Source organism: Streptomyces sp. NPDC005266, from assembly GCF_040607655.1.
In the GTDB taxonomy this organism is placed as follows: domain Bacteria; phylum Actinomycetota; class Actinomycetes; order Streptomycetales; family Streptomycetaceae; genus Streptomyces.
Window position 1 is genome coordinate 1 of the sequence record NZ_JBEXHC010000027.1, and the last position, 24619, is coordinate 24619.

22 protein-coding genes, 1 other RNA gene and 4 pseudogenes are annotated in these 24619 nt (G+C 68.1%); 10 read left to right on the top strand and 17 right to left on the bottom strand.

Annotation, left to right across the window (positions count from 1 at the left end; translation table 11 throughout):
• The first annotated feature begins 598 nt into the window (after positions 1–598).
• On the top strand, positions 599–1033 hold the full coding sequence (locus tag ABZU99_RS31560) for a VOC family protein (protein WP_355954230.1): 435 nt from the start codon (positions 599–601) through the stop codon (positions 1031–1033).
• Positions 1034–1176: 143 nt separating this feature from the next.
• Here ABZU99_RS31560 and istB read toward each other — a convergent pair whose 3' ends face one another.
• The gene (gene istB / locus ABZU99_RS31565; protein ID WP_355954227.1) at positions 1177–1911 is read right to left on the bottom strand and encodes an IS21-like element helper ATPase IstB; all 735 of its coding nucleotides are present in this window, start codon (positions 1909–1911) and stop codon (positions 1177–1179) included.
• 293 nt (positions 1912–2204) lie between these two features.
• Between istB and ABZU99_RS31570 the strand changes: the two genes are divergently transcribed.
• The 4 genes and pseudogenes from ABZU99_RS31570 (at position 2205) to ABZU99_RS31585 (ending at position 5536) form a co-directional block, all read left to right on the top strand.
• Positions 2205–3419 carry an MFS transporter gene (locus ABZU99_RS31570; RefSeq protein WP_356048397.1) on the top strand — a complete coding sequence of 405 codons (1215 nt, stop codon included), beginning with the start codon at positions 2205–2207 and terminating at the stop codon, positions 3417–3419.
• Positions 3420–3476: 57 nt separating this feature from the next.
• Positions 3477–3905: a heme-binding protein gene (locus ABZU99_RS31575; RefSeq protein ID WP_356048399.1), complete on the top strand. Its 429-nt coding sequence runs from the start codon at positions 3477–3479 to the stop codon at positions 3903–3905.
• 61 nt (positions 3906–3966) lie between these two features.
• A pseudogene (locus tag ABZU99_RS31580) lies at positions 3967–4455 on the top strand (aldo/keto reductase); the annotation flags it as partial.
• Position 4456: 1 nt separating this feature from the next.
• On the top strand, positions 4457–5536 hold the full coding sequence (locus tag ABZU99_RS31585) for an LLM class flavin-dependent oxidoreductase (protein WP_356048401.1): 1080 nt from the start codon (positions 4457–4459) through the stop codon (positions 5534–5536).
• A gap of 34 nt (positions 5537–5570) precedes the next feature.
• On the opposite strand, the gene ABZU99_RS31590 is transcribed toward ABZU99_RS31585, so the two are convergent.
• Both ABZU99_RS31590 and ABZU99_RS31595 read right to left on the bottom strand, forming a co-directional pair.
• Positions 5571–5780, bottom strand: a complete 210-nt coding sequence (locus tag ABZU99_RS31590; protein ID WP_356048403.1) for a hypothetical protein — start codon at positions 5778–5780, stop codon at positions 5571–5573.
• Between the two features lie 337 nt (positions 5781–6117).
• On the bottom strand, positions 6118–6660 hold the full coding sequence (locus tag ABZU99_RS31595) for a nuclear transport factor 2 family protein (RefSeq protein ID WP_356048405.1): 543 nt from the start codon (positions 6658–6660) through the stop codon (positions 6118–6120).
• 230 nt (positions 6661–6890) lie between these two features.
• On the opposite strand from ABZU99_RS31595, the gene ABZU99_RS31600 reads away from it, so the two are divergent.
• Positions 6891–7307 carry an IS5 family transposase gene (locus tag ABZU99_RS31600; RefSeq protein WP_356048407.1) on the top strand — a complete coding sequence of 139 codons (417 nt, stop codon included), beginning with the start codon at positions 6891–6893 and terminating at the stop codon, positions 7305–7307.
• Between the two features lie 302 nt (positions 7308–7609).
• Here ABZU99_RS31600 and ABZU99_RS31605 read toward each other — a convergent pair.
• Positions 7610–8850: pseudogene (locus ABZU99_RS31605) on the bottom strand (IS110 family transposase).
• A gap of 444 nt (positions 8851–9294) precedes the next feature.
• Here ABZU99_RS31605 and ABZU99_RS31610 point away from each other — a divergent pair.
• Positions 9295–9588, top strand: a pseudogene (locus ABZU99_RS31610) (transposase); the annotation flags it as partial.
• Between the two features lie 271 nt (positions 9589–9859).
• Here the strand turns inward: ABZU99_RS31610 and ABZU99_RS31615 are convergent.
• Positions 9860–9955 (bottom strand): annotated as a pseudogene (locus tag ABZU99_RS31615) (hypothetical protein); the annotation flags it as partial.
• A gap of 52 nt (positions 9956–10007) precedes the next feature.
• Positions 10008–10445 (bottom strand): peptidase inhibitor family I36 protein, encoded by a 438-nt coding sequence (locus tag ABZU99_RS31620; RefSeq protein WP_356048409.1) that lies wholly within the window; start codon positions 10443–10445, stop codon positions 10008–10010.
• A 246-nt stretch (positions 10446–10691) separates the two neighbouring features.
• Here ABZU99_RS31620 and ABZU99_RS31625 point away from each other — a divergent pair, with 246 nt between their 5' ends.
• The gene (locus ABZU99_RS31625) at positions 10692–10958 is read left to right on the top strand and encodes a hypothetical protein (protein ID WP_356048411.1); all 267 of its coding nucleotides are present in this window, start codon (positions 10692–10694) and stop codon (positions 10956–10958) included.
• A gap of 385 nt (positions 10959–11343) precedes the next feature.
• On the opposite strand, the gene ABZU99_RS31630 is transcribed toward ABZU99_RS31625, so the two are convergent.
• The 4 genes from ABZU99_RS31630 to ABZU99_RS31645 form a co-directional block, all read right to left on the bottom strand.
• Positions 11344–12306, bottom strand: a complete 963-nt coding sequence (locus ABZU99_RS31630) for an SDR family NAD(P)-dependent oxidoreductase (protein WP_356048413.1) — start codon at positions 12304–12306, stop codon at positions 11344–11346.
• A gap of 241 nt (positions 12307–12547) precedes the next feature.
• Positions 12548–14659, bottom strand: coding sequence for a DNA topoisomerase IV subunit B (locus ABZU99_RS31635; RefSeq protein ID WP_356048415.1), 2112 nt, complete (start codon positions 14657–14659; stop codon positions 12548–12550).
• A gap of 80 nt (positions 14660–14739) precedes the next feature.
• Positions 14740–16791, bottom strand: coding sequence for a DNA topoisomerase (ATP-hydrolyzing) subunit B (gyrB, locus tag ABZU99_RS31640; protein WP_356048417.1), 2052 nt, complete (start codon positions 16789–16791; stop codon positions 14740–14742).
• A 438-nt stretch (positions 16792–17229) separates the two neighbouring features.
• A complete protein-coding gene (locus ABZU99_RS31645; RefSeq protein ID WP_356048418.1) occupies positions 17230–17364 on the bottom strand; it encodes a hypothetical protein in 135 nt (44 codons plus the stop codon).
• Between the two features lie 84 nt (positions 17365–17448).
• On the opposite strand from ABZU99_RS31645, the gene ABZU99_RS31650 reads away from it, so the two are divergent.
• A complete protein-coding gene (locus tag ABZU99_RS31650; protein WP_356048420.1) occupies positions 17449–17922 on the top strand; it encodes a TrmO family methyltransferase in 474 nt (157 codons plus the stop codon).
• 26 nt (positions 17923–17948) lie between these two features.
• On the opposite strand, the gene ABZU99_RS31655 is transcribed toward ABZU99_RS31650, so the two are convergent.
• From ABZU99_RS31655 to ABZU99_RS31680, 6 genes are all read right to left on the bottom strand, one after another.
• The gene (locus ABZU99_RS31655; protein ID WP_356048422.1) at positions 17949–18287 is read right to left on the bottom strand and encodes a GNAT family N-acetyltransferase; all 339 of its coding nucleotides are present in this window, start codon (positions 18285–18287) and stop codon (positions 17949–17951) included.
• Between the two features lie 2 nt (positions 18288–18289).
• Positions 18290–18808: a tyrosine-type recombinase/integrase gene (locus ABZU99_RS31660; RefSeq protein ID WP_356048424.1), complete on the bottom strand. Its 519-nt coding sequence runs from the start codon at positions 18806–18808 to the stop codon at positions 18290–18292.
• A 164-nt stretch (positions 18809–18972) separates the two neighbouring features.
• Complete coding sequence (locus ABZU99_RS31665; protein ID WP_355951274.1) at positions 18973–19401, bottom strand: DUF2267 domain-containing protein; 429 nt, start codon at positions 19399–19401, stop codon at positions 18973–18975.
• 61 nt (positions 19402–19462) lie between these two features.
• Positions 19463–21475 carry an erythromycin esterase family protein gene (locus tag ABZU99_RS31670; protein ID WP_355951276.1) on the bottom strand — a complete coding sequence of 671 codons (2013 nt, stop codon included), beginning with the start codon at positions 21473–21475 and terminating at the stop codon, positions 19463–19465.
• A gap of 348 nt (positions 21476–21823) precedes the next feature.
• Positions 21824–22219, bottom strand: a complete 396-nt coding sequence (locus ABZU99_RS31675; protein ID WP_355951278.1) for a DUF2267 domain-containing protein — start codon at positions 22217–22219, stop codon at positions 21824–21826.
• Between the two features lie 511 nt (positions 22220–22730).
• The gene (locus ABZU99_RS31680; RefSeq protein ID WP_356048427.1) at positions 22731–23060 is read right to left on the bottom strand and encodes a hypothetical protein; all 330 of its coding nucleotides are present in this window, start codon (positions 23058–23060) and stop codon (positions 22731–22733) included.
• On the opposite strand from ABZU99_RS31680, the gene ABZU99_RS31685 reads away from it, so the two are divergent.
• The gene (locus tag ABZU99_RS31685; protein WP_356048429.1) at positions 23050–23838 is read left to right on the top strand and encodes a condensation domain-containing protein; all 789 of its coding nucleotides are present in this window, start codon (positions 23050–23052) and stop codon (positions 23836–23838) included. The genes ABZU99_RS31680 and ABZU99_RS31685 overlap by 11 nt on opposite strands.
• Before the next feature lie 290 nt (positions 23839–24128).
• Here the strand turns inward: ABZU99_RS31685 and rnpB are convergent.
• Positions 24129–24534, bottom strand: an RNA gene (gene rnpB, locus ABZU99_RS31690) — RNase P RNA component class A.
• Between the last annotated feature and the right edge of the window lie 85 nt (positions 24535–24619).

Below are 24619 nucleotides of genomic sequence, written 5' to 3' on the forward strand. Positions count from 1 at the left end.
GACCCCCGGGCGGGGAGACCCGACCCCCGGGCGGAGGGACCGGACCCCCGGGCGGGGAGACCCGACCCCCGGGCGGAGGGACCGGACCCCCGGGCGGGGAGACCCGACCCCCGGGCGGAGGGACCGGACCCCCGGGCTGTTTGTGACAGGTTGTTTTGGCTCCACTTCGACACTGGAAGTGGCTCCACTTGGGGTGTGACGAGGGCCGGGTGAGGGGCGTCAACCTGGCTCCGGCAAGTTGTTTTGGCTCCACCCCGTTCGGGTGGGTTGTTTGGCGGTGGTGGGGGGCCGGGGCGGTAGCGTGAAACGCATCGGATCCGGACCGGACGGAGGGCCCCCGACAGGCTTGACGGACCGCAGGATCTCGACCCGTGTTCGATCCGGGACCGTCGGATTCTCCGATCCGCGGTGGACGACGGATGCGGGCGTTGGCTCGGGCGGCGGAGAACGTCCGGGCTGAGCAAAGTTGTGGCCGGCAGCTCTCGTAGGGCTGTCGGCCGCAGCGCGTCTGACAGTGTCCGACCAGTCACGGCGTATCAGCAGCCGTCTCTCCTCCGACTCAGCCGCGGCTGTCAGAGGTGCGCAATACGGTTCTGCTATGGCAGCCAGAATCGATCTGACCCTTGATTGCGCAGACGCGAAGCTCCTCGCCGAGTTCTGGAAGACGGCCCTGGGGTATGTGGACGAGCCGCCGCCCGCTCCCTTCAGAACCCGCGAGGAGTGGCTCGCTCAGTTCGACCTTCCAGAGGACGATTCCGCGGACGACGGCGCGTGGCTTTGCGATCCTGACGGCGCCGGCCCCCGGCTCAGCATCCTCAAGGTCCCCGAGCCGAAGACCGCGAAGAACCGGCTTCATATCGACATCCGGGTGCCGGGACACGGCAGCCCCGGTGAGAAGTGGGCGCGGATCAGGGCGGAGTCCGAGCGGCTGGTTAAGGCGGGAGGGGTCGTCCTGGAGGAGTTTGAGGGGCACCATGTGGTGATGGCCGACCCGGAGGGCAATGAGTTCTGCGTTGCCGCCGCCTCGGCTTGACGTTGCCCGGGTGCGGGATCACCCCGCCGCCGACCGGCATGATCCGCTCATCGCCCAGTAGCCGACTCTGAGCGGCCAAGGGCGGCCGGACTATTTGCTCGTTCGCTGGCCGCCCTGGCTGATCTTCGCTTGCCTTTCGCTGATCAGGTCCTGCGGCGGCGCTTCTCCTGGGTCTGGGCCAGGCGGAAGCTGTCGGTGCCGGTCTCGATGATGTGCGCGTTGAACGTGACCCGGTCCACGATTGCCGAGCAGAGCCGCGGGTCGGTGAAGGTCTGCTTCCACTCCGAGAACGGAGCGTTGGAGGCGACGGCGATCGCCCGTCGTTCCTCGCGTTCGGTGAACACCTGGAACAGCAGCTTCGCGCCGGTCTTGTCCAGGTCGAGATATCCGAACTCGTCCAGGCAGAGAAGGTCAACGCGCCCGTAACGGGCCAGAGTCCGGCCGAGCTTCTTCTCGTCCGCGGCCTCGGCGAGCTCGTTCACGAGGTTGGCCGTGGTCGTGTAGCGGACCCGCATGCCCGCCTCGACGATCGCGGTGCCGATCCCGATCAGCAGGTGGGACTTTCCGGTGCCGGAGTCCCCGATCAGGCAGAGCGGAAGACCAGCCTTCACCCAGGCCGGGTCGGCGAGGGTGTTGACCTGCTCTTGAACGATGTTCGGGTTCTTTTCGAACTCGAAGTCCTCCAACCGCTTAGGGCGGGGGAAGTTCGTCTCCCTGACCAGCCGGGCCTTCTTGCCTTCCTCGCGCTGGAGGCACTCCGCTTCCAGCAGGTCGACCAGGAAGTCCTTGAAGGTGGGCCCGCTCCTTCGGCGCGGTGGATGCCAGCTCCTCCCAGCGGGAGCGGATCGTGGGCAGGTGCAGGGTCCGGCAGGCTTCATCGGTCACGGTCTCGACCGCGCCGGCCGCGGCCGCGTCCTTGCGGGGCTGCGGGACCCCGACGTCGAGGGCGGTGGTGTCGGTCATGCGGAACCTCTCGGCGATGCGATGTCCGTGGTGGTCACGGGGTTCCTCCTTGGGGCCAGGTGCGGGCGGTCAGGCGCGGGAGGGCCGGGGGAGGGCCGGCCGGAGCGTGATGCTCAGCACCAGAAATATAGCGCGCTTGCAATTAATTCTCATGCAAGTATTGTGGACGCCCGTAAGGCGCAGTTGCAATCACTTGGAGTGAACCCTCATGCCCATCGCACTGCTGGCACTGGCCATCGGGGCCTTCGGGATCGGAACGACCGAGTTCGTGATCATGGGGCTGCTGCCCGAAGTCGCCGGCGACTTCGGCGTGTCCATCCCCACCGCCGGCTTCCTGGTGACCGGCTACGCGCTCGGCGTCATGGTCGGCGCGCCGCTGATGACCGCTCTCGGTACGAGGATCTCCCGCAAGCGCATGCTGATGCTGCTCATGGGCCTGTTCATCGTGGGCAATCTGCTCTCGGCCCTGGCACCCGTCTTCGGTCTGATGTTCGTGGGGCGGATCGTCGCCTCGTTCGCGCACGGCGCGTTCTTCGGCATCGGATCGGTCGTCGCGGCCGACCTGGTCGCCCCCGAGAAGAGGGCCGGCGCCATCTCGATGATGTTCACCGGTCTGACCATCGCGAACGTCGTCGGCGTACCGCTCGGCACCTCCATCGGCCAGTCGCTGGGCTGGCGGACCACCTTCTACCTGGTCGCCGCGCTGGGCGTGGTGGGCCTGGCGGGCATCGCCCGGCTCGTCCCGGAGATCCCCAAGCCCGAGGGTGTGCATCTACGCCATGAGCTGGCCGCGTTCCGCAACGCACAGGTGCTGCTCGCCATGGCGATGACCGTCCTCGGCTTCGGCGGCGTCTTCGCCGCGATCACCTACATCGCGCCGATGATGACCGAGGTGGCCGGGTTCCAGGACTCGTCCGTCACCTGGCTGCTGGTCCTCTTCGGCGTGGGCATGGTCGGCGGCAACCTGATCGGCGGCAAGTTCGCCGACCGCGCCCTGATGCCGATGCTGTACGTATCGCTGGGCGCCCTCGCCCTCGTCCTGGCGCTCTTCACCCTGACCGCCCACAACAAGATCGCGGCCGCCGTCACCATCGCCCTCGTCGGCGCCCTGGGCTTCGCGACCGTTCCGCCCCTGCAGAAGCGCGTCCTGGACCACGCGGCAGGCGCCCCCACCCTCGCCTCCGCCGTCAACATCGGCGCCTTCAACCTGGGCAACGCCCTCTCCGCCTGGCTCGGCGGCCTCGTGATCTCGGCCGGGCTCGGCTACACCGCCCCGAACTGGGTCGGCGCCATCCTGGCCGGTTCCGCCCTCGTGCTCGCCGTCCTCTCCGCCGCCCTGGAGCGCCGTCACGCCCACCACGAAGGCCGGGCCGTCGGCGCCGCCACCCCCGAGCCGGTCGGCGTCCCCGCCGACCGCCACTGAAGCCAACCGTCACCGCAACAGCACGCAGCGCCATCACCGCAAGGAGTACCGCCCGACATGAGCACCACTGACACCGCCACCGTGGCCCCGCTGAGCACCCAGGACGCCGAGGCCCTGGTCGAGGCCGCCCGCGCCGCCGCCGAGGCGGCCGGGGCGACGGTCGCGATCACCGTCCTCGACGCCGGTGGCCACCTGCTCGCCTTCCGCCGCGACGACCGGGCCGTCCTGATCGCGGGCGAGACCAGCACCCGTAAGGCATTCACCGCGCTCCAGCTGAACGCCCCCACCGCGGACCTCGTCGAGTACGTCCAGCCCGGCGGCCCCTTCCACACCCTGCCGACCGCCCTCGACCGCCCGCTGCTCTTCATCGCCGGTGGCGTACCGGTGCGGCGCGACGGCCGCCTGATCGGCGCGATCGGCGTGGGCGGCGGCGCCCCGGAGCAGGACCACGAGTTCGCCACGGCCGCGGTGGCCACCCTCGGCTGACCACGCCCCCCTCGCAAGAGAACACACGCCCAAGCACCCCACGGAACCGACGAAGGACACCATGACCTCCGTACCGCACCTCACCCTCAACAACGCTCTCCAGCTCCCGCAGCTCGGCTTCGGCGTCTTCCAGGTCGACGACGAGCAGACCACCGGAGCGGTCCTCTCCGCCCTGTAGGCCGGTTACCGCGGCACCGACACCGCGGGGCGGTCACCGCAGCATTGAGACCGCGGCCATCTACGGCAACGAGACGGGCGTGGGACGCGCCCTCGCCTCCTCGGGCGTCCCCGCGACGAGGTGTTCCTCACCACGAAGCTGTCCAACGCCGACCAGGGCTACGACTCCACCCTCGCGGCCTTCGACGCCAGCCTGGCCAAGCTCGGCACGGACTACGTGGACCTCTACCTCATCCACTGCCCCACGCCCGCCCGCGACCTCTACCTCGACACCTGGCGCGCGCTGGAGAAGCCGCCGACCGACGGCCAGACCCGCGCCATCGGCGTGTCCAACTTCCAGCCCGCGCACCTGGAGCGGGTGCTGGAGCACAGCGGTGTGGCCCTTCACCCACCTGGGACACCTCGCGGCCATCACCGAGCACGCCGTACTCGGCACCGCGGCCGTCGTCCTCCCACTGCGCCAACCCCTGCTGGCCGCCAAGGCCGCCACCGTGGACGTCCTGTCCGGCGGGCGCTTCATCCTCGGCCTGGCCGGCGGCGACCGGCCCGTGGAATGCCCCCTCTTCGGGCTGGAGTTCGCCGACCGCGGTGAGCGCTTCCGCCACGGTGTCGAGACACTGCGCGCGGCCTGGTCCACCCTGCCCCCGGCCCAGGGCCTCGACCTCCGGCACCTCGGCCTCACCCCCGACCGGCATTTGACCGAGAACGGACACTCATCGGCCGCGGAGCGAGAGGCAACTCAGGTCCAGACAGGCCGGCGACAGGCTGAAACGCCGCTCGACGTCCCACAGGCCACGCCGACCCTGCCGTACGAAGCAGCCTGGTCTTCAACTCCCCTACTCCGCACGCTCCCTATCCCGCAAGTACTCCTCCACGACGTCCGGATGGCGTCGCATGGCGGCCTTGAGTTGGCTTCTCCGGTACCGGGCTCGACCTTCCTCGACTCTCTGTTCCCAGCCCTCGTGTGCATCGACAAGCCGCTCGTTGATCAGGAACTCGATGACATCCTCGATGCATGGCCGAAACCGCTTCCCGCCTACGGGTATGTGCAATTTGTCGAGGGTGCGCTTCTGATCATCTTTGCCGTTCAGTGCTTCGAGGGCCGGCGAAGTGCCGTAGACCTGGACGTGCGCGCTGGTGTACCTGTCCTTCTCCCGCTCATAGTCAAAATGACAGAGGCACGATTCCAACCCTTGGTCAGCGAAGATCGCGCAATACGACGAGTGCACTGTCAGATACGAGTTCTCGTCATCGAGGCGCAGCTGAAAAGACAGACTCATCCAAGCGCGAGGGCTCTTGTTGTCCACACGCAGCGGAAATGCCTGGGGCTGGGTCGGGTTGCCGCGGGACAGGCCGTGGCCAAGAGTGAACACTGGACCCACCTCGGAGCGAGGTCGGAGCACGGCCGCAATACGTACGTGCTGGCACACTGTCCCGTTAAGTGCCTTCTGTAACTCTTGAGCAAATGCGCGAGCCTGTCGTTCAAGCTCAGAGGTCAACCGTGCCGCCGATCGACACCCACAGGGCGTGGGCCTGCGCGGACGTGAAGTAGCCGTTGCGCGCTTGCTCCTCAAGCTGAGCGTACGTCAGGCCCAGCTCATCCAACGAGCGCCGCGCAGCGGCCTGGTACTCCTCATCGGAGACCACAATCACCACGTCGTCGTCGTGATCTGTTTTCCACTGCTCGTTGATCGTCACACTCATCGTGTACCCCCCCAGGCTGTCTCTGGGCCTGCCAGTGTGGCCCATGACACTGACAGCATGGCGTATTCGCGCACTCGCCGACAGTTACATACCTCGATTGGCTGAACTGTTATCGGCCAACTCGACGACAGGGGCCGTACCTGATCACACGCCCACAGCGCTGACTAGGGCGGATGGGGAAAGGGCGGACGAGTCGGCCTCTACGCCGGGTTCTGTTCCGCTCAGGGATGGGAGTTGATCGAGCCGCATCTGCCGTTGGGCGAACGTGGGCCGATCCCTGACCTGCGCAGCTACGATCTACGACCGGTTCCGGGTTCGAGGGGATTGACCTTCACGGTTCGACATCGAGGCGGGGCGACGTCAGCTGGTTGAGGGGGACCCTGCCGTCCAGTACGTCCAACGGTGTGGTGACCACGGGCAGGCGCCGGAGGATGTCGTCGTTCAGCAACTGCGTCTGCGCGAGCACCGCCGTTTGATCCCAGTAGATGCGCTCGCTCCGCACACGCGGGCCTCGGAAGTCCACGACGGCGATGACGGGTATGCGGACCTGCTGCCCGGTGGGTGCCAATCCAGGCAGAATCCAGGGCACCTCGATGTCGTGGGTGAACGACACGATCATTTCGTCTACGAGGCTGTCGTCTCCCACCGTGCGGGATATCGAACGCACAGTGAAATCGTCCGGGTTCCGTCCAATGAACCAGCGTGCGTAGAAGTCCTTGACGCCGTCGTACCCACTACCGCCCATGGCGGTCGGCACATGGACGACGATGGGGTCGTCGTCCATCGTGGCCATCGTGGCCTCCACGTCCTGCGCCACGAACTCGCCGGCGGTGTGGGCTTCCCAGATACGCTCCATCGTTGCGCGATCAGCCATGCCCGCTCCTGACAGTAGGCGTCTCGGCTGTGCGGGTATCTCGGGTCTCGGGATAGCCATACGCCGCTGCAAATTGCGCCGCATCCCCTTCTTCTGGACGCGAGGAAGACACCGCAGATTCAGGATAGGCAGGTGTGGGTCCGCGCGCACTCTTTGGCGTTTACCGAGTTCGGATCACGAGTCTGGACGTTCTGCTGCCCTGGCTGGCTCCGGGGCGGCAGACAGGCGGGATGGCTCGGTGTGATCTCACGGACGACGAGTGGGCGGTGATTGAGCCGTTGCTGCCGCTGGGCGAGCGCGGTCCGACTCCTGACCTGCGGCGACTGGTGAACGGCGTGATGTGGCGGTTCCGTACGGGCAGTCCGTGGCGGGACATGCCCCAGCGATACGGGTCCTGGTCCACCGTCTACGGGCGGTTCCACCTGTGGGCCGGTGCGGGGGTCTTCCAGGCGCTGATGGAAGCGGTGATCGCTGAGGCCGCCGCCCGAGGGCAGGCGGAGCTCGGGCTGGTGAGCGTGGACTCCACGTCTGCCCGGGTCCACCACCACGCCGCCGGGATGATGCTGGACCCGGAACTGCTGGAGACGCTGGAGAAGGCCGTCGCCGACGAAAAGGGGCTTCTCCAAAGGGGCAAAACGCCTCGATAGTCGACCGGGACGAGGCGCCAGACGAGGCCCGTGAGGAGCGTCGGCGTCTGCGCCGGCGTCGCAAGGCCCGTCTCCGCGCTGCCAAACTGGGCCGTTCCCGTGGCGGGTTGACCAGCAAGGTGCACCTGTCGGCGGACCGCCGCTGCCACCCGCTGTCCTTCGTCCTCACGCCCGGCCAGGCCGCCGACAGTCCCCGTTTCACCGCCGTTCTGGAACGCATCAAGGTGCGCGGGCCGGTGGGCCGCCCCCGCACCCGCCCCGACGCGGTCGCCGCGGACAAGACATCCGGTGCGGTTGATCTGTCAAGCGGCGACGGAGAGTTGAGGGGCTTGGGGGACGGGGAAAGCGGTGGCTTCCTCGTAGTGGGTTCGTTTGGTGAGGCAGTGGTGCAGGCAGCCGAGCATGCGATTGAAGAGGTTGCGCTGGGCAGCGGTGTGGCGGTCTCCGCCGGCCCGTCGACGGTCGTAGTGAGCGCGGGCGCCTGATGAGGCGGTCAGCGCGGCGAAGGCCCACACGTAGCCGACCGAGGCCAGGCGCTGGTTCTTGACCCTGCGGGCCATGACCGCGAGGCTTCTGCCGGACGCCCGGGTGACCGGTGCGGCCCCGGCGAAGGCTTTGAGTCCCTTCGCGTCGGTGAAGCGGGATCGGTCGTCGCCGATCTCGGCGAGCACCCGGGCGCCGGTGAGAGACCCGAGCCCTGGAAAGCTGGTGATGATCTCGGCGTCCGGGTGTGCTTCAAAAGACTCCACCGCGGCAGTGGTCAGATCGTCTGCGCTGGTGCAGGCGGCGTCGAGCTGTCTCAGCAGAGCGATGGTCTGGCGGCCCATGGCCTGTTCGACTTGTGGAAGCTGCCGCATCTGCGTGACCCGGAGGGCCTGGCGGAGCCGCTCGGCTTCCGCCTCGATACCGCGCTGGCGGCCCGCTTTCTTCAGGAGCGAGCACAGTTGGGTGCGGGTGAGCTTGGCGGCCTGTTCCGGGGTGGGCGCGACGGCCAGTACGACACGGGCTGTCTTCGAGCACAGCCCTTCGCGTCTGGGCTGGAAAGCCGCGAGGAAGCCGGGGAAGTATTCGCGCAGGTGGGAGCGGAGTTTGTTGCCGGCCTGAGTGCGGTCCCAGACGGCGTCCTGCTGGGCGCGGGCCAGGCGGCGACGGCTTGGGCGAGTTCGCTGTCGTCGGGCAGCGATCGGTGGACGGCCCGGTCGGTGCGCAGGATGTTCGCCAGCACCATGGCGTCGAGGTGGTCGGACTTCTTGCGGGCGACCGCGTGCCGGTCGCGATAGCGAGCAGCTGCCATCGGGTTGATCGCGTAGATGGGACGCTTGGTGGCTCGAAGGCAGGCCACGAGCAGGCCGCGGGAGGTTTCGATCGCCACCGGGATCGGGGTGTTCTCGCTGTCGCCGTGGGTGGAAAGAAGCTCCAAGAGCTGTTGCAGGCCCGCGGCGTCGTCGGTGATCCGGGCCCGGGCTAACAAGGTTCCCTCGTGGTCGACCAGGGCGACGTCGTGGTGGTCGCTGGCCCAGTCGATCCCGCAGGTGACGGTCATCGTGTCGTTTTCGTCCTCTCGGTCAGGGGCGTGTTGCTGCTGGTCGCAGCCGTGCGGGGGCACGCGTCTCCCTAATGGAAGGGCTCGATGGCCCAGCATCCGATTAGCCGTTCGTGACCCCCAGCGGCCCGGGGGCCCTCGGTCTGCTCAGGAGCTCAAGGGCTCCAGGCTTGATGAGAGGTGATCCCCGCAGGCGGCTCGGACCACGGACTTCAACGATCCGGTCGTCGGGCTGGATGCGGTAGTTGCGTCGGTCTCGTGGTGGTGAACGGTGCCGGGGTCCGGTGCTTGTCCAACGGCTCCAGGGCCCGGGCGTACTCTGCGGCTTCCCGGCGCCGATCACCACCACGATGTATGGCACTTGCTGAAGCGGGGCCCGCCGTCTCTTTCAGGGCCTCGAAGGCCGGGGTGGGCCTGGCGGTGCCCCGCTTCACTGCCCATTAGGCGTACTCGTCCCGCGCCAACCGCGCCTACCTGCGCCGACGCAAGATCCGGGCAGTGATCCCGGAGAAGACCGACCAGGCCGCCAACCGCAAGAAGCGCGGCTCACGTGGCGGACGCCCCGTCAGCCACGATGCGGCCTTGTACAAGGAGCGCAATACGGCCGAACGCTGCATCTACAAGATCAAGGAATGGCGCGGGCTCGCCACCCGCTACGACAAGACCCCGGCCAGCTACCTGGCCGGACTCCACTTACGCGGAGCCGTCATCTGGCTCCGCAGCCTCCAGCCCGTCTAAAGAGGACCGGCCGATGGCGTGGTCGGCCGGTTCGGCGGCCGGGGCCCCTATTTGCGGGCCCCGGCCGCGTGCTGGTGAGCCCGCACGACCGTCGAATCCACCGAGACCGCTCAGGCCAGATCCTGATCGGCATCGGCCTGAGCCATCAGCGCGGTGAACACCCGCTCCCAGGTGCCATCGACAGCCCACATCCGCAGCCGGTTGTAGACACTCTCCAATTGCCGTACTCCTGCGGCAGGTGCACCCACTGCGTTCCGGTCTGAAACTTGAAGGCGATCGGGTCGATCACCTCCCGGTGGTCCGTCCACCGGCCACACCGCTTCGGTGTCCTGTCCGGGAGCAACAGCTCGATCCGCGCCCACCGCATGTCTGTTAACGGCACCCCCAGACCAACGACCGACTGATCCAAACGAAACTGCCTAGCAGCGGGCGACGGTCTTGGCGCTCTCGGCCTTGTCGTTGAAGATCCAGCCGACCTTCAGGTTGTTGATGGACGTGCGCGGCGCGACGCAGATCGAGTTGCCTGAGTAGTCGTCGTTGTCGTAGATCCGGATGTTGTAGCCGGTGTTGTTGATCAGCGACGTGATCTCGTTGTCACCGTCCCAACCGTCTATCTGGTACTTCTGGTTGGTGCCGGTGGGCTTCCAGTTGACGTACTTGCTGCCGGTGTAGCTGGCGTCCTCGTACATGCAGATGCGGCCGGAGTCGCAGCTCCAGCCCTCGGCTTCACCCGCGGTGCCCTCCTGCGCGTGAGCCGGGACGGCGCCGAGGGCGACGATCGCGGTCGTCGCGGCGAACCCGAGGGCCGCGCCGCGACCGAGGCGGCCCACGAGGGCCTTCGTCTTTGAACCTGCCATGTCTTGCTCCCAACCTTGTCATGAGGCACTGGTGGTGCCGCTGTCGCCGCGTTGCCGGGCGGCTCCGGACGGAGCGCCGCGGCCGATGGGCGGCGGAACTCCTGGATTGGGCACCTTCGGAAGTGGCTCCAGTTGCGCATGGTGTGACCGAAGGAGACCGGTTAGGACTTTAAGAAGTCGATCCGTCTCCGATCAACCGATTTTCCGACTCGCCGTCTACTCGAGGCCCTGACGCTCGCCGAACTCATGTGGAAGTGGGAGGAACAGCGCAGGGAGCGCGGGGCCGCAGCCGAGGCGTGGGTCGAGGACGTCGTCGCGCAGCTCGTCCCCGCCGGCACTGTGTCCCGCCAGGGGCGGGCGCCGCTCGACTACTGGCTGGAGCAGCACCGGCCCGAACCCGCGGGCAAGCCCAAGGGGCGCACGGCCGCCGACCGTCGATGGAACCGCCTCCCCGCGCTACACCAGCGGCCGACCGAACCCGGACCCTTCCGGGCGCCCTCCTGCCTGATGTAGGTGTACGGCCTGCCCCTGACATCCACGACGGCCGTACGCCCCCGCTGCCACGGCCGCGCGCCGAGCTGCCGATGGGTGCCCTGCCCGGGGCGCACCGCCCTGCCCGGCAAGGCGTACGCTTCCGAGTTCAACCCGGTCGAGGGTGTGTGGTCACACCTGAAGAGGTCGCTGGCCAGCCTCACCGGACACAGCCTCGACCACCGCGCTGGTGAAGACCCGGCTCAAACGGATGCAGTACCGGCCCGGCCTCGTCGACGGCCTCATCGCCAAGACCGGCCACGACTTCCAACCGCCGTAACCTCAGCCATTGAAGATCTCTAGCTGGTCCAGTACTCGAAAGACCGTCGGGCGACGTGCACCTCGCGGCGGATTCATGGCGGGAATTCTAGGCGGCGAATGCGTTGACGCCCGTCAGTTCTGCCGACAGCTCCCATAGCCGAGCCGCCTGCTTCGGGTCGATTGCCCAGTCCTTGACCCCAACGCGCTCGTCGCCCTCTTGCGCGGGCTCGGCAATGTCGCAGTCCTCCAGATAGACGCCACCGAGCCCGTCCAGCTGCGGCGAGGTCGCCGCCCACACTTGGGTGGCCGCACCCTGCGGCGGTGTCTTGAAGCCCTCGGGGTCAAGCGCGTTGCCGTCCTCGTCGATCCAGCCGCGCTCGATCATCTCCTCCTTGGGCAGATGCCGTTGCAGCGGGGTGATGATGCCGCCCGGGTGCAGGGCGAAGGCGCGGACGCCGGCGTCGCGGCCGAGCTTGTCGAGCTGGACGGCGAACAGGACGTTGGCGGTCTTTGCCTGGCCATAGGCCTTCCACTTGTCGTAGTTCTGCCGCCAGTGAATGTCGTCCCAGCGGATGCCGGAGAGGTGGTGGCCGCGGGAGGAGACGGAGACGACTCGGGCACCGCCCGGTGCGATCGCGGGCCACAGACGGTTGACGAGGGCGAAATGACCGAGGTGGTTGGTGGCGAACTGGGCCTCCCAGCCAAGCCCCACCCGGGTCTCCGGGCACGCCATGATCCCGGCGCTGTCGATCACGATGTCAATGTTCCGTCCGGAGGAGAGGAACCGCTCAGAAAAGCCGCGCACGCTCTCCAGGTCGCCGAGGTCCAGTTCGTCCAGCTCGACGCCGGGGATATCGGCCAACGCCTGCTCGGCGGTGACCGGGCGGCGGGCGGGCACGACCACCTGGGCACCTGCCTTGACGAGCGAGCGGGTGGTCTCCAGGCCGATGCCCGAGTAACCGCCGGTGACGAGGGCGAGCTTTCCGGCCAGGTCGATGCCCTGCAGGACGTCGTCGGCAGTGCTGGTGGCGCCGAAACCGGATCCGATCTTGACCTGTGCAGTGATCATGTCTGGAAGGCTACGAATTCGTGTGCACTCGAAGTCAAGCGGAGCCCCGAACCGTAAAGGCAAGAGATCTCCTTCCCGGCTGTGGCGTCGACCGCTAGGTGACCAGTGACGCATTGATTCCTACTGGTCAGGCCGCTGAGTCGCTTTCTAGTTGGCCATTTTGTCGTCCAGTAGTTGGCCAATCGGGCGTTGGTCCGGGCAACAGAGCAGGCGGGGGCCGCCTGGGTGGGCCGCGCAGTTCTCAGATATCGATCCTGGAGCGGTCGAGCGTGGCAGCGGAGCTGGCGATGAACTCCTTGCGCGGTGCGACGTCGTTGCCCATCAGCAGATCGAAGACGTCTTCCGCGGCTTCCAGGTCGGTGAGGTTGATCCGGCGCAGGATGCGGTGGCACGGGTCCATCGTGGTCTCGGCCAGTTGGTCGGCGTCCATCTCACCCAGACCCTTGTAGCGCTGGATCGAGTCCTTGTACCGGATGCCCTTGCTCTGGAACTTCATGAGCTTGTCGCGCAACTCGCGGTCGGAGTACGTGTAGACGTACTTCTCCTGGCCCTTCTTCGGCTGGACCAGTTCGATGCGGTGCAGCGGCGGCACCGCGGCGAAGACCCGGCCGGCCTCGACCATGGGCCGCATGGAGCGCTGGAAGAGCGTGAGCAGCAGGCACCGGATGTGGGAGCCGTCCACATCGGCGTCGGTCATCATGATGATCTTGCCGTACCGGGCCTGATCGATGTCGAAGGTACGGCCCGAACCCGCTCCTATGACCTGGATGATCGCACCGCACTCGGCATTCTTCAGCATGTCGGTCACGGACGACCGCTGCACGTTGAGGATCTTGCCGCGGATCGGCAGCAGCGCCTGGAACTCGGAGTTCCGTGCCAGCTTGGCCGTACCGAGCGCGGAGTCACCCTCGACGATGAACAGCTCGCCGCGGTGGACGTCGTCACTGCGGCAGTCGGCGAGCTTCGCCGGCAGGGACGAGGACTCCAGTGCCGTCTTCCGGCGTTGCGCGTCCTTGTGCTGGCGGGCGGCGACGCGGGTGCGGGCCGCGGCGACGGCCTTCTCCGTGACGACACGGGCCTGTTGGGCCACGTCGCGCTTGGTGGAGGTCAGGAACGCCTTGAGTTCCGTGCTGACCACGTTGTTCACGATGCGGCGGGCCGCCGAGGTGCCGAGGACCTCCTTGGTCTGGCCCTCGAACTGCGGTTCCGCGAGGCGGACCGTGATGACCGCCGTGAGCCCCTCCAGGGCGTCGTCCTTGGCGATGTCGTCCTCGGCGACGCGCAGCAGCTTCTTGGCGCGCAGCACCTCGTTGAACGTCTTGACGACGGCCTGCTCGAAGCCGGCGCCGTGGGTGCCGCCCTTGGGGGTGGCGATGATGTTGACGAAGGAACGCACCGTGGTGTCGTATCCGGTGCCCCAGCGCAGCGCGACGTCCACGCCGAGCTCGCGGGTGACCTCCGTGGGCGTCATCTGGCCGTGCTCGTCCGGGACCGGGACCGTCTCCTTGAAGGCGCCCTGTCCGCTGAAACGGAGGATGTCGCAGACCGGCCTGTCGTTCGCCAGGTACTCGCAGAACTCGCTGATGCCGCCCTCGAAGCGGAAGGACTCCTCACCCTTGCTGCCGCCCTCGCCGAGGCCGTACTCGTCGCGGACGACGATGGTCAGGCCGGGCACGAGGAACGCGGTCTGGCGGGCACGCTGGTGCAGGTTCTCCAGGGAGAGCTTGGCGTCCTTGAGGAATATCTGGCGGTCGGCCCAGTAACGCACGCGCGTGCCGATCCGCGACTTGGGGATTTTGGTGGTCCGGTGCAGTCCCTGGGCGGGGGTGAAGGGGGCGTCGGGTCCGGGGCCGGTGTAGGTGCCGGGTGTGCCGCGGCGGAAGCTGATGGCGTGAGTGCGGCCGTGGCGGTCGACCTCGATGTCCAGCCGGGCGGACAGCGCGTTGACCACGGAGGCGCCGACGCCGTGCAGGCCACCGGAGGCGGCGTAGGAGCCGCCGCCGAATTTTCCGCCGGCGTGGAGTTTGGTGTAGGCGATCTCGACTCCGGACAGGCCGGTGCGGGGTTCGGTGTCCACGGGGATGCCGCGGCCGTTGTCGGTGACTTCCACGGAGCCGTCGTCGTGGAGGATGACCTCGATGTGGTCGCAGGCGCCGGCCAGGGCCTCGTCCACGGAGTTGTCGATGATCTCCCACAGGCAGTGCATCAGACCGCGGCTGTCGCTGGATCCGATGTACATGCCCGGGCGCTTGCGCACGGCTTCGAGCCCTTCGAGCACCATCAGGTGCCGTGCGGTGTAGTCGGAGCCGTCCTGGGGGCGGCTGCCGGCGGCCGGGGCGGGGATTGTACTCACGCAGTGCTCTCCTGGGCAACAGAGGGTAGTGGTGGGGCTTCGGGTCACGCGTCCGGGAGGGGCGGGAGCAGTGCCCAGGGTCAGATGTCGAGGAAGCGGACGTCCTTGGCGTTGCGCTGGATGAAGTGGCGGCGGGCTTCCACGTCCTCGCCCATCAGGACGCAGAAGAGGTCGTCGGCGACGGCCGCGTCATCGAGGGTGACCTGGCCCAGGACCCGGTGGTCGGGGTCCATGGTGGTGACGCGCAGTTCCTCGGCGTTCATCTCGCCCAGACCCTTGAAGCGCTGGATGGAGTCGTCCTTGATCCGGCGGCCGTCCCGTCGGCCCCGTTCCAGGAGCATGTTGCGTTCGCGGTCGGAGTAGGCGTACTCGACGTGGTCCCGACTCCACTTGATCTTGTACAGCGGCGGGCGGGAGAGGTAGACGTGCCCCTCCTCGACCAGTGGCCGCATGAAGCGGAACAGGAAGGTCAGCAGCAGGGTGCTGATGTGCTGGCCGTCGACGTCGGCGTCCGCCATCAAAATGATCTTGTGGTAGCGGAGCTTGGCGATGTCGAAGTCCTCGTGCACACCCGTACCGAACGCGGAGATGAGCGCCTGGATCTCCTGGTTCTGCAGAATTTTGTCGATCCGCGCCTTCTCGACGTTCAGGATCTTGCCGCGGATCGGGAGGATCGCCTGGTACTGCGGGTTGCGGCCGGATTTGGCCGAGCCGCCGGCGGAGTCTCCTTCGACGATGAAGATCTCCGACATCGCCGGGTCGTTCGACTGGCAGTCGGACAGCTTGCCCGGCAGCGCCGCCGTTTCCAGCAAGCCCTTACGGCGGGTCAGGTCGCGCGCCTTGCGGGCCGCGACCCGGGCCGTGGCCGCCTGGACGGCCTTGCGCACGATGTCCGCGGCCTCGTTCGGATTGCGGTCGAACCAGTCGGTCAGATGCCCGTGGACGATCTTCTGTACGAAGGTGCGCGCCTCGGTGTTGCCGAGTTTGGTCTTGGTCTGGCCCTCGAACTGCGGCTCGCCGAGCTTGACCGAGACGATCGCGGTCAGGCCCTCGCGGATGTCCTCGCCGGAGAGGTTGGCGTCCTTTTCCCGCAGCAGCTTCCTCTCCCGCGCGTAGCGGTTGACCACGGTGGTCAGGGCCGTGCGGAAGCCCTCCTCGTGGGTGCCGCCCTCATGGGTGTGGATCGCGTTGGCGTAGGAGTACACGCTGTCGGTGTACTGGCCGTTCCATTGCAGGGCGACCTCGACCGACAGCAGCCGTTCCGTGTCCTCGGCGGCGATGGTGATGACCGAGGGATGGGCCGGCTCGCCCTTGCGGGCATTGAGGTGGGCGACGAAGTCGGTGATGCCGCCGTCGTAGCGGTAGGAGACCGTCTTCGCTGCCGGGTCCGTGTCGGCCGAGTCGGCCGTGTCGGCCGAGTCGACCGCGGCCGTCGCGCGCGCGGAGGGCCGTTCGTCGGTGAGGGTCAGGGTGAGCCCGCGGTTGAGGAAGGCCATTTCCTGGAAACGCCTCGACAGCGTCTCGAAGGAGTATGTGGTGGTCTCGAAGATGTCGCCGTCCGCCCAGAACGTCAGCGAGGTGCCCGTCCGGGGAGTGGCCTCGTGGCGGGCCAGTGGGGCGATGGGAGCGCCGTCCCTGTAGTCCTGCGTCCACCGGTGGCCGTCGGTCCAGATCTCCGCCGACAGCCGGGTCGACAGGGCGTTGACCACCGACAGGCCCACACCGTGCAGACCGCCGGAGACTGCGTACCCGCCGCCCCCGAACTTCCCGCCCGCGTGCAGCACGGTCAGCACCACCTCGACGGCCGGTCGCTTCTCCAGCGGGTGCATGCCCACCGGGATGCCGCGACCGTTGTCGACCACCCGCACCCCGCCGTCGGCCAGGACCGTCACGTCGATCCGGTCGGCCACCCCCGCGAGTGCCTCGTCCACGGAGTTGTCCACGAGTTCCTGCACCAGGTGATGCAGCCCCCGCTCTCCCGTGGAGCCGATGTACATCCCGGGCCGCTTGCGCACGGCGTCCAGGCCGTCCAGAACAGTGATCGCGTTGGCGTCGTACGACGCCGCCCCCACATGGCCGGGCTGCTGGGATCCGGGGGTGCCGGTGGCGGCGCGAGTGTCGTAAGTGGTCACAGATGCTCTCTTTCGGGCATGGCAGACCGCGCTCCCGCACCACGGTGCGGGAGCGGCCGGACAGCTGGCGGAGACAGGGCAGGCAGCCCAAACAAGGCCCCGGAGGCTCACCGGCCTTGGGACCGTTGACTGCCGGGACGCCGTTCAGGATACCGGAGATGCCCCTTACCGGAGGGGCGAGAACGCCTCCATGCGCCACCGTGCGGCCCTTGCTCCAGCCAAGCCAATCCCCCCTGCCTTGACCCCTTGAAAGTGCGACAGAGAGACGTTCAGGGGCTTTTTTGGCGCCTTGCCGCGTAGAGCCGCAGGCACTATTTCTGGCGTGACCCTCCGCGGTCACCAGTCGCGCTGCGTCAGGCCGCCAGCCCCCGGCCTCCCGTCAGGTCCGACGTTGGCGATCTGATGACAGTTGTCGCCGTTATGTGTCAACTAGAGCCGTCAGTGGTCACCCTGGCGGATGAAGCCATACGTGCGCATCAGGTTCCGGATGCGCAGCGGGACGACGAGCCGGCCGCCTTCGGTCAGCTGCTCGCGCCAGGCAGGCGGGATGTCCAAGGCCCCGGCGGTCACCACGGCGGCGTCGTATGGGGCGTACTCGGAACGGCGCCTGATGATTGATCACACGTGTCGTTAAGACCGAGTCGAAGGGCTGGGGCCATGGCTTTGGAGATCAAGCCGATCGGGGAAGTAGTCGCGGGCCGTATCGAGGTCGCCGATGACTACTGGGGTGGCGTCGAGTCGGTGATCCAGCTCGACGAGGCCGAGTTCCCCCGCGACTCCGTGCAGGGCCTGGAGGAGTTCTCCCATCTGGTGGTCGTGTGGCACTTCGATCAGGCATCGCCCGACGATGTGGAGTACCACGCCCGCAGCCCGCGCGGAAACCCGCAGTGGCCGGCAACAGGCACGTTCGCCCATCGCAACCACCGGCGCCCCAACCAGCTCGCGCAGAGCTTCCCCCGGCTACTCAAGGTCGACGGGCTCAGATTGCACGTGACCGACCTGGACGCCGTGGTCGGCACGAAGATCTACGACCTGTCTCCCTACTTTCAAGAGATGGGCCCGCGCGGCCGAATCCACGAGCCCGCCTGGCCTGGCGAGATGCTGGCCGACTACTGGGCAGACAAGGGCTGAGTAGGCCGCACGGCAGACCGTTCGCGCTACCGCGATCGGGAAGGGCTGCGGGTGGAGCAGTTGTCCAGGTCGTCCTGGTAAACGATGGCGACAGCCCGCATGCCAAGGGCCTCGTAGAAGGCCCGGCCACTTTCATTGCCGGGCGAGCAGTGGACCACGAGCGGCCACAGGCCCTCAGTACGCGCCCACGTACGGACGGACTCAACCAAAGCGCGCCCTTCGCCGGTGCCGCGCTGCCCAGGGGCGACCCACATTTCGTGGATCACGCAGCATCCGCGGTCGTCAGGTCCGGCGATGATGTAGCCGTGGGCGGTGCGGTGCTTCATCCCGTCCGGTGGGGCGGGACGCTCGGGGTCGAACGGCATCGCTACGGGGCCTCCAGTCCCTCGGCCATGGACGCGGCCGCGTCGTACGCGGGGCTTCCCTCGAGCGCGCCACGGCGCTGGTTGTACCGCTGCGTCGTCCGCGGGTCCTTGTGGTCGGCCCAGTGCTGGATTTTTTCCGGGCGGGCGCCGGGCCTGTCGTACGCGTGGGTGATCGTACTGTGCTTGAGGGAGCGCGGGCCGTGCTTCTTCTGCGGGAGGCCCGCGTGCTTGGCGGTGGCCTTGATGGCGCGGCACTGGGAGAGCTCGTCGAGCCAATTGCCGGTAATGGTGGAGAAGGTGAAGCCCTCGGTGCGACCTGCGATGAGGACCTGGATGGCGTGCCAGACGAACGGTGGCACGGCTTTCGTGACCCAGGTGCCGCCCTTGACCCGCACCTCCAGGGTGTGGTGTCCCTTGTCGTACCCCAATTTCTCGACGCGCGCGCCGAGCGCGGCGTCGATGCGCAGACACAGGTGGTACAGCAACTCGCCATCGTCTGTGCCCTCTCCGGCCTCGGGCACGTCGTCATGCGCGTACAGACGCAACTGTTCCCGGAGCGACCACCCCGGGACGGGCTCGGCGGGACACAACGGCTCAACCGGCGGGACACAACAGCTCAACCGGCCGGCACCCCCGATCTCTCCGCGCCGGCAGCCTCCACTGAAGGGCCCAGGTGCGTGCCCGGTCAGTCCAGAAGGCTCGCCAGATCCTTCGGCACGACGGATTTGATGTCCTCCCATTCGCCCTCGCTGATGTGCGGGCGCACGGCCTGCAGAACCGTGTGGACGAGCCGTTCCGTTCCGCCTTCCACCGCATACGGAAACTCTTCCCGTACCCGCTCCAGGAATTCCTCTCGGCCCATCTTCACGGGCGCGTGGGACGGGTCCCAGCCTTCGTAGTAGATTCCCCGCACGAGGATCGGCAATTGCGCGCCGAGTTGCGCGATCTCGTCCACCGTCAGGCGGTCCCGCAGATTCCGCAGAACGGCCCGCAGAGCCGCGTACGACTGGTTTCTGCGCTCTTTCGGCCACCCGTAGGCCTGCTCGATTTCCTTGAGGATGTGGTTGGTCTTGTCCACCGTGGTGTTGAAGGAGGGGAACCCTGTCTGTGCCATGCGCTCGGTCCTTCCGCTCATTCTTCCTCTGACGTAGCCGGGTGGGCCTCCTCCGCACAGGTCAGACACCGACGGGGTAGGTCTCGGGCGCCTCGCCCGCTTCCCACCTGGCCGTACGCTCCAGCGGCTCGACCGCCCGGGTCTCGTCGATGTGGATCACCGCGTCGAACTGGTCGGCCATCCGTGCCTGGAAGTAGTGGCTCTGCCGCTCGCTCTGCGGGCGGTAGATGACGCCGATCGCCCGCTCCATACGTGCCGAGCGCAGCGCCTCGGCGGCACGGGGCGCATGGGCGAAGGGGATGAGGAAGTCCTTCTGGCCGACCTCGTGGAACAACTCCTCGACGCTGTCGGCGAGGGCGGGGCGCACCCTCTTGCGCTCGGCCGGCCCTCCCCAGTCGTCCGCCGCCGTCACCGTGCCGGCGTAGGTGGTGAAGCCCAGCAGACGGCAGTCGCCAGGGTGCCCTTCGCGTACGAGCTGGCCGACGTTGAACTCGCCCCGGGACGCGGTCTCCGTGGCCCGGGCGTCCCCGAGATGCGAGTTGTGCTCCCACACCACGATCTTCGCGGGCTCGCCCCGCTGACGGCCGAGATGATCGGCCAGGGCATTGAGGGTGTCGACCATGTGGCGGTCGCGCAGGTTCCAGGAGGAGACCTGACCACCGAACATCGTGCGGTAGTACTCAGCGGCGTTCTTCACCGTGCGGGCGTTCTGCTCGGCGTAGAAGTGCTCGTCCTCGGCGAGCAGCCCGTCGCGCCGCGCGTACTCCACCGCGTTCCGCTGCAGGTCGACCAGTTGGTCCACCACCTCCTGCTCGCAGGTCTCGCCCGCCCCGAACGCCGCCTCGAAGCCCCAGGCCTGGGCGTCCTCCTCGGCTCGGTAGTGGTCGAAACAGGCGTAGCGCTCCCGGGCACGGGCCGCGGCGGCGGGGTCGACACGCTCCAGATAGGAGATGACCTCCTGGATCGACCGGTACAGGCTGTACACATCGAGGCCGTAGAAGCCGGCCTTCTCCCGCTCCTCGCCCCCGGACCGCTCGTTGTGCTCGCGCAGCCAGCCGACGAAGTCCAGCACGGCGGTGTTCCGCCACATCCAGGTGGGGAAGCGTTCGAAGCCGCGGAGCGCCTCCTCGGCCACGGCGTCGGTGCTGCGGCCGCGCACATAGCGGTTCACCCGGTACGCGTCGGGCCAGTCGGCCTCGGCCGCGACGGCGCAAAAGCCCTTCTCCTCGATGAGGCGCCGGGTCATGCGCGCGCGGGCCGCGTAGAACTCGTGGGTGCCGTGGGAGGCCTCGCCGATCAGGACGAAGTGCGCGTCGCCCACCAGGTCGAACAGCGCCTCGTCGCTCGGCACGCCCTCCTCGACCGGCACGGCCTCGGCTGCGATGACGGCCACCTCGCTGGGCCCCTGCGGGCCCGGTGCGGCCGGCCGCCTCGACGCCGCGCGCAGCAGGTCCCGTACCTCCTGGTCCGTGGTCTGGGTGAAGTCCCAGTAGGAGGCACCGACCGCGAAGAACGGCGACGGCGTGGTGGCACACACCACCTCGTCCACCATCGCCGCCAGCTCCCGGCAGGTCGACTGGGGCGCGGCGGGTACCGCGGCGACGATGCTCGCGGGCCGGTGCTTCCGCAGGGCCTGGATGGCGGCCCGCATGCTCGCGCCCGTCGCGAGGCCGTCGTCGACCAGGATGACCTTTTTGCCCTCCAGCTCCGGCGGGGGCCGCCCCTCGCGGTACGCCTGCTCGCGCCGCAGCAGCTCCCGGGCCTCTCGCTCGGCCACGCGCCGCAGCGTCTCGGGCTGGATGTCCATGCCTCGAATGACATCGTCGTTGAGGACCACGACACCGCCGTCGGCGATCGCCCCCATCGCGACCTCTTCGCGGCCCGGCACTCCGAGCTTGCGGACCAGGAAGACATCGAGCGGGGCGTCGAGGGCCGTGGCAACCTCGTACGCCACCGGGACACCGCCGCGCGGCAGGCCCAGGACGATGACGTCGGGGTCCTCCCGGTAATGCTCAAGGAGTCCGGCGAGGATCTGGCCGGCATCCTTTCGGTCTCGGAACAGACGGTCCGGCATCTCTACCCTCCCTGCCCGGTGAACGTGCGCCCGAGGACTTCACCCTCGGGCATTTACCTGCATATAGGTGGCATGTGGGTGACATGTGGGTAACCGTGGCCTAATTTTACCCCTGCGGTTCCGCGCGCTCGAATGGACCGGACCGCCGGGCGTGGAGGCGCAGACGGCGATACGGCCCCCAGTACTGTCCTTCCACGCATCAGGCGGGAACGAGCCGGATCAGCTCGCCGACGACCGGGCGCGCGGACCGCAGGAACAGGCGGGGGCGAGCAGCACAGAGTCACGGCCGCGTAGCCTTGAGGAACTCGCCAAGAACCCGCCAAGTGCCGGCTCAGGCGTCGCCGGCTGTCAGACCTGCTGGGGCCGGCCGAAGAGCACGTCGTAACCTGGTGGGAGCTGGAGGAGGACACGGCGCGTCAACTCCTGGTCCGCGGCGTCGGCTACGACGCTCAACACGGCACTCACGTCCCATTTCGCCGTCTCGTCGGTGGCTCCCTCGATCCACGCCGCGGTGGCCCGCACGAACCGCTCGGGGTCCAGCGGTTCGTGCGCCTGGAGCGGATTGAGCAGCACGAGTGCGCAGGTCTCGGGCAGCCGGGCCGCCAGGTCGGCCCGTACGGAGCCCACCAAGTGCGCACCCAGTAGCGCGAGCACGACGCGGATCGCTCGCTCGGCCTCCTGAGGCGTCTCGTATTCGCCCCGCTCCTTGACGGCTGACACGAACGTGTCCCACTGCATCACCATCACGGTCCCCTTTCCTCTGCTGCGGGGCGCGTCCCCCGCGCGGGCGGGCCCGGCCGTCAGTCCGTCGTCGCGACTTCCGCGCTTTCGCCTGCGCTGGGAGCCGTCGGCCTCGCTGCGGTACCCGGCACCTGCTCGTCAGCCTGTCCACCCCCCGGGAAGGGATCGGCTCGCATGAGCATCATTGATCACTCCTCTCCCGTTGACGCGACGCACATGGCGACACTTCCTATACAAAGGCACACCAGTGCCGGATGCGCTCTCAACGACGCTTGTGGCCGTCCGGCGACGAGCGAGGCCGTCGGGCGGTCAGGGCGCCGCGGGCGCGGCGGGCATCGTCGTGGCGCGGCGCCGCTGCCGAGCACCACTCGTCGCAGGCGCCCTCATCTGGGGCAGCATGATCAACCCCGACGACGAACATCTCTGGACCCCCCTGACAGCCTGACAGCGCACGCAGAAACAAACGAGGGGGCAGCCCAGAATGCCCCCTCACTCTGTGTCTCAGGCCGCTACATCAGACCTTCTTCCACGCACACGTCGCCTCGGTGCCCGGGCAGTGATCGAACCCCGGATTGGACAGGAAGAACCCGTCCCCGTCCAAAAGCCGCCACGCAGGAGCCGGGAACCTCTTGAACGCCTGCTGATTCTGCGTGCTCGGAACAGCAGCCCGGTCGCACTTCGGCTGAGCCGCCGGACCGTCCACATCTACCCGCGTGTCGGCCAGAAGTCCGAACGCGGAATTCCCACTGTTCACCTTGTCGGTGAGGAGCTGCGCGCATTCGTCGCCGCTGGCGACCTGGTTGACACTGCCGGGGAACCCGCCGCTCTCGTGGGTGGAGGCCATCGCGAACTCATCGCAGTCCACGGTCCCCACCGAAGCGTTCAGCGGCGGCTTCGTCCAGTTCCCGCACACCTTGTTGCGGCTGTTGTCCGACGTCCACGGCTTGCCCGTGTTTGGGGTTGACCACCGTGGTGAGAGCGCCCGGCCCTTCGTCCTCGACCGCGGGCCCGCGTTGCGTGCCACCCTGGTGCGCACCGGCGAGGAGCGGCACGTGCTGCTGCTCACAGCGCACCGCATCGTCGCCGACCGGGCCTCGCTCACTGTGCTGGAGCATGAACTGGCCTCCCATTACGCGGCGTTGATCGAGGGCCCGGCGCAGCTGCCGCCCTCGTACGCGGACCGGACGGCCCTGGAGCGGCAGGGCCCGGACGAAGGACTGCCGTACTGGAACCGGTGGTTGGAGGCGATCCCGCCGCTCGACCTGCCGCTCGACCGGGCCCGGCCGAGGACGCCGAACCACCGGGCGACAGTCCGCAGGCTGCTCCTCGACGCCCCGCACGCCGAGGTCCTACGACGGCTCGCCCACGAGGAAGGCGTACCCGTGTGGGCGGTACCGGCGGTCGCCTTCACCGTGCTGCTGGCGCGCTGGACGGGTCGGCACGACGTGGTGTTCGGCATCCCCGTGGACCGTCGCCCGTCGGCGTCCGCGCGGACGGCGTTTGGGCCGTACGAGGATCTGCTCCTGCTCGGGCCCGACATGACGGGCCGCCCCTCCTTAAGCGGTCCGTCGTGTCGCGCGTACCCGGGACAATGCGGAGCGGCACGCCGGAGTCCCCATTGAACGGCACCACCAACATCGCCGCAGCCCTCCGCCGCAACGCCCGCGACCCACGCCGCCCACTCGCCCTACTCGGACTCACGTGATCACAAAACGCACATCACACGACTACGCCGAAGCCCTGCCCTGACGGCCGCGACCCGCGCGTGCACAACGGATGCACATTCGCGGGGAAGTCCCGGGAAATCGCAGGTCAGGGGGGAAGTTCCGGGAAATCGCAGGTCAGGAAGGGAAGCCCAACGGGCGGCCGATGGCCCTAACCAGGGCGTTTGTACTGGTCAGGGCCGCAATGGCGGACGAGTCGGCCTGTACGCCGGGTTCTGTCTCCCGTGGGCCTTGCGGCCCGCGGGGAGGCGGCCATCCATCTAGGGCCGACGTTGCCGCCGGCCTCGTGCGGTCTACCCGCGGACTCGGGCGGGCAGCCCTCGATCGTCCGCGCAGAGCCGCCGTGGGGCGGCTCCTCTTGACCTTGCTCCAGGTGGGGTTTACCTAGCTGCCCAGGTCACCCTGGGCACTGGTGGTCTCTTACACCACCGTTTCACCCTTACCGGATGCCTTGCGGCGTCCGGCGGTCTGTTTTCTGTGGCACTGTCCCGCGGGTCACCCCGGGTGGGCGTTACCCACCACCTTGCCGTGTGGAGCCCGGACGTTCCTCGGCGGGACCTCGGAGGGCCCCGACGCGGCCGCCCGGCCGGCTCGTCCGCCGTAACGACCATGATACCCGCCGGTCGGGGGCGGCTCGGACGAAGTCGGTCGCCTCCAGCGCGAAGGAGAACGGCGCGGA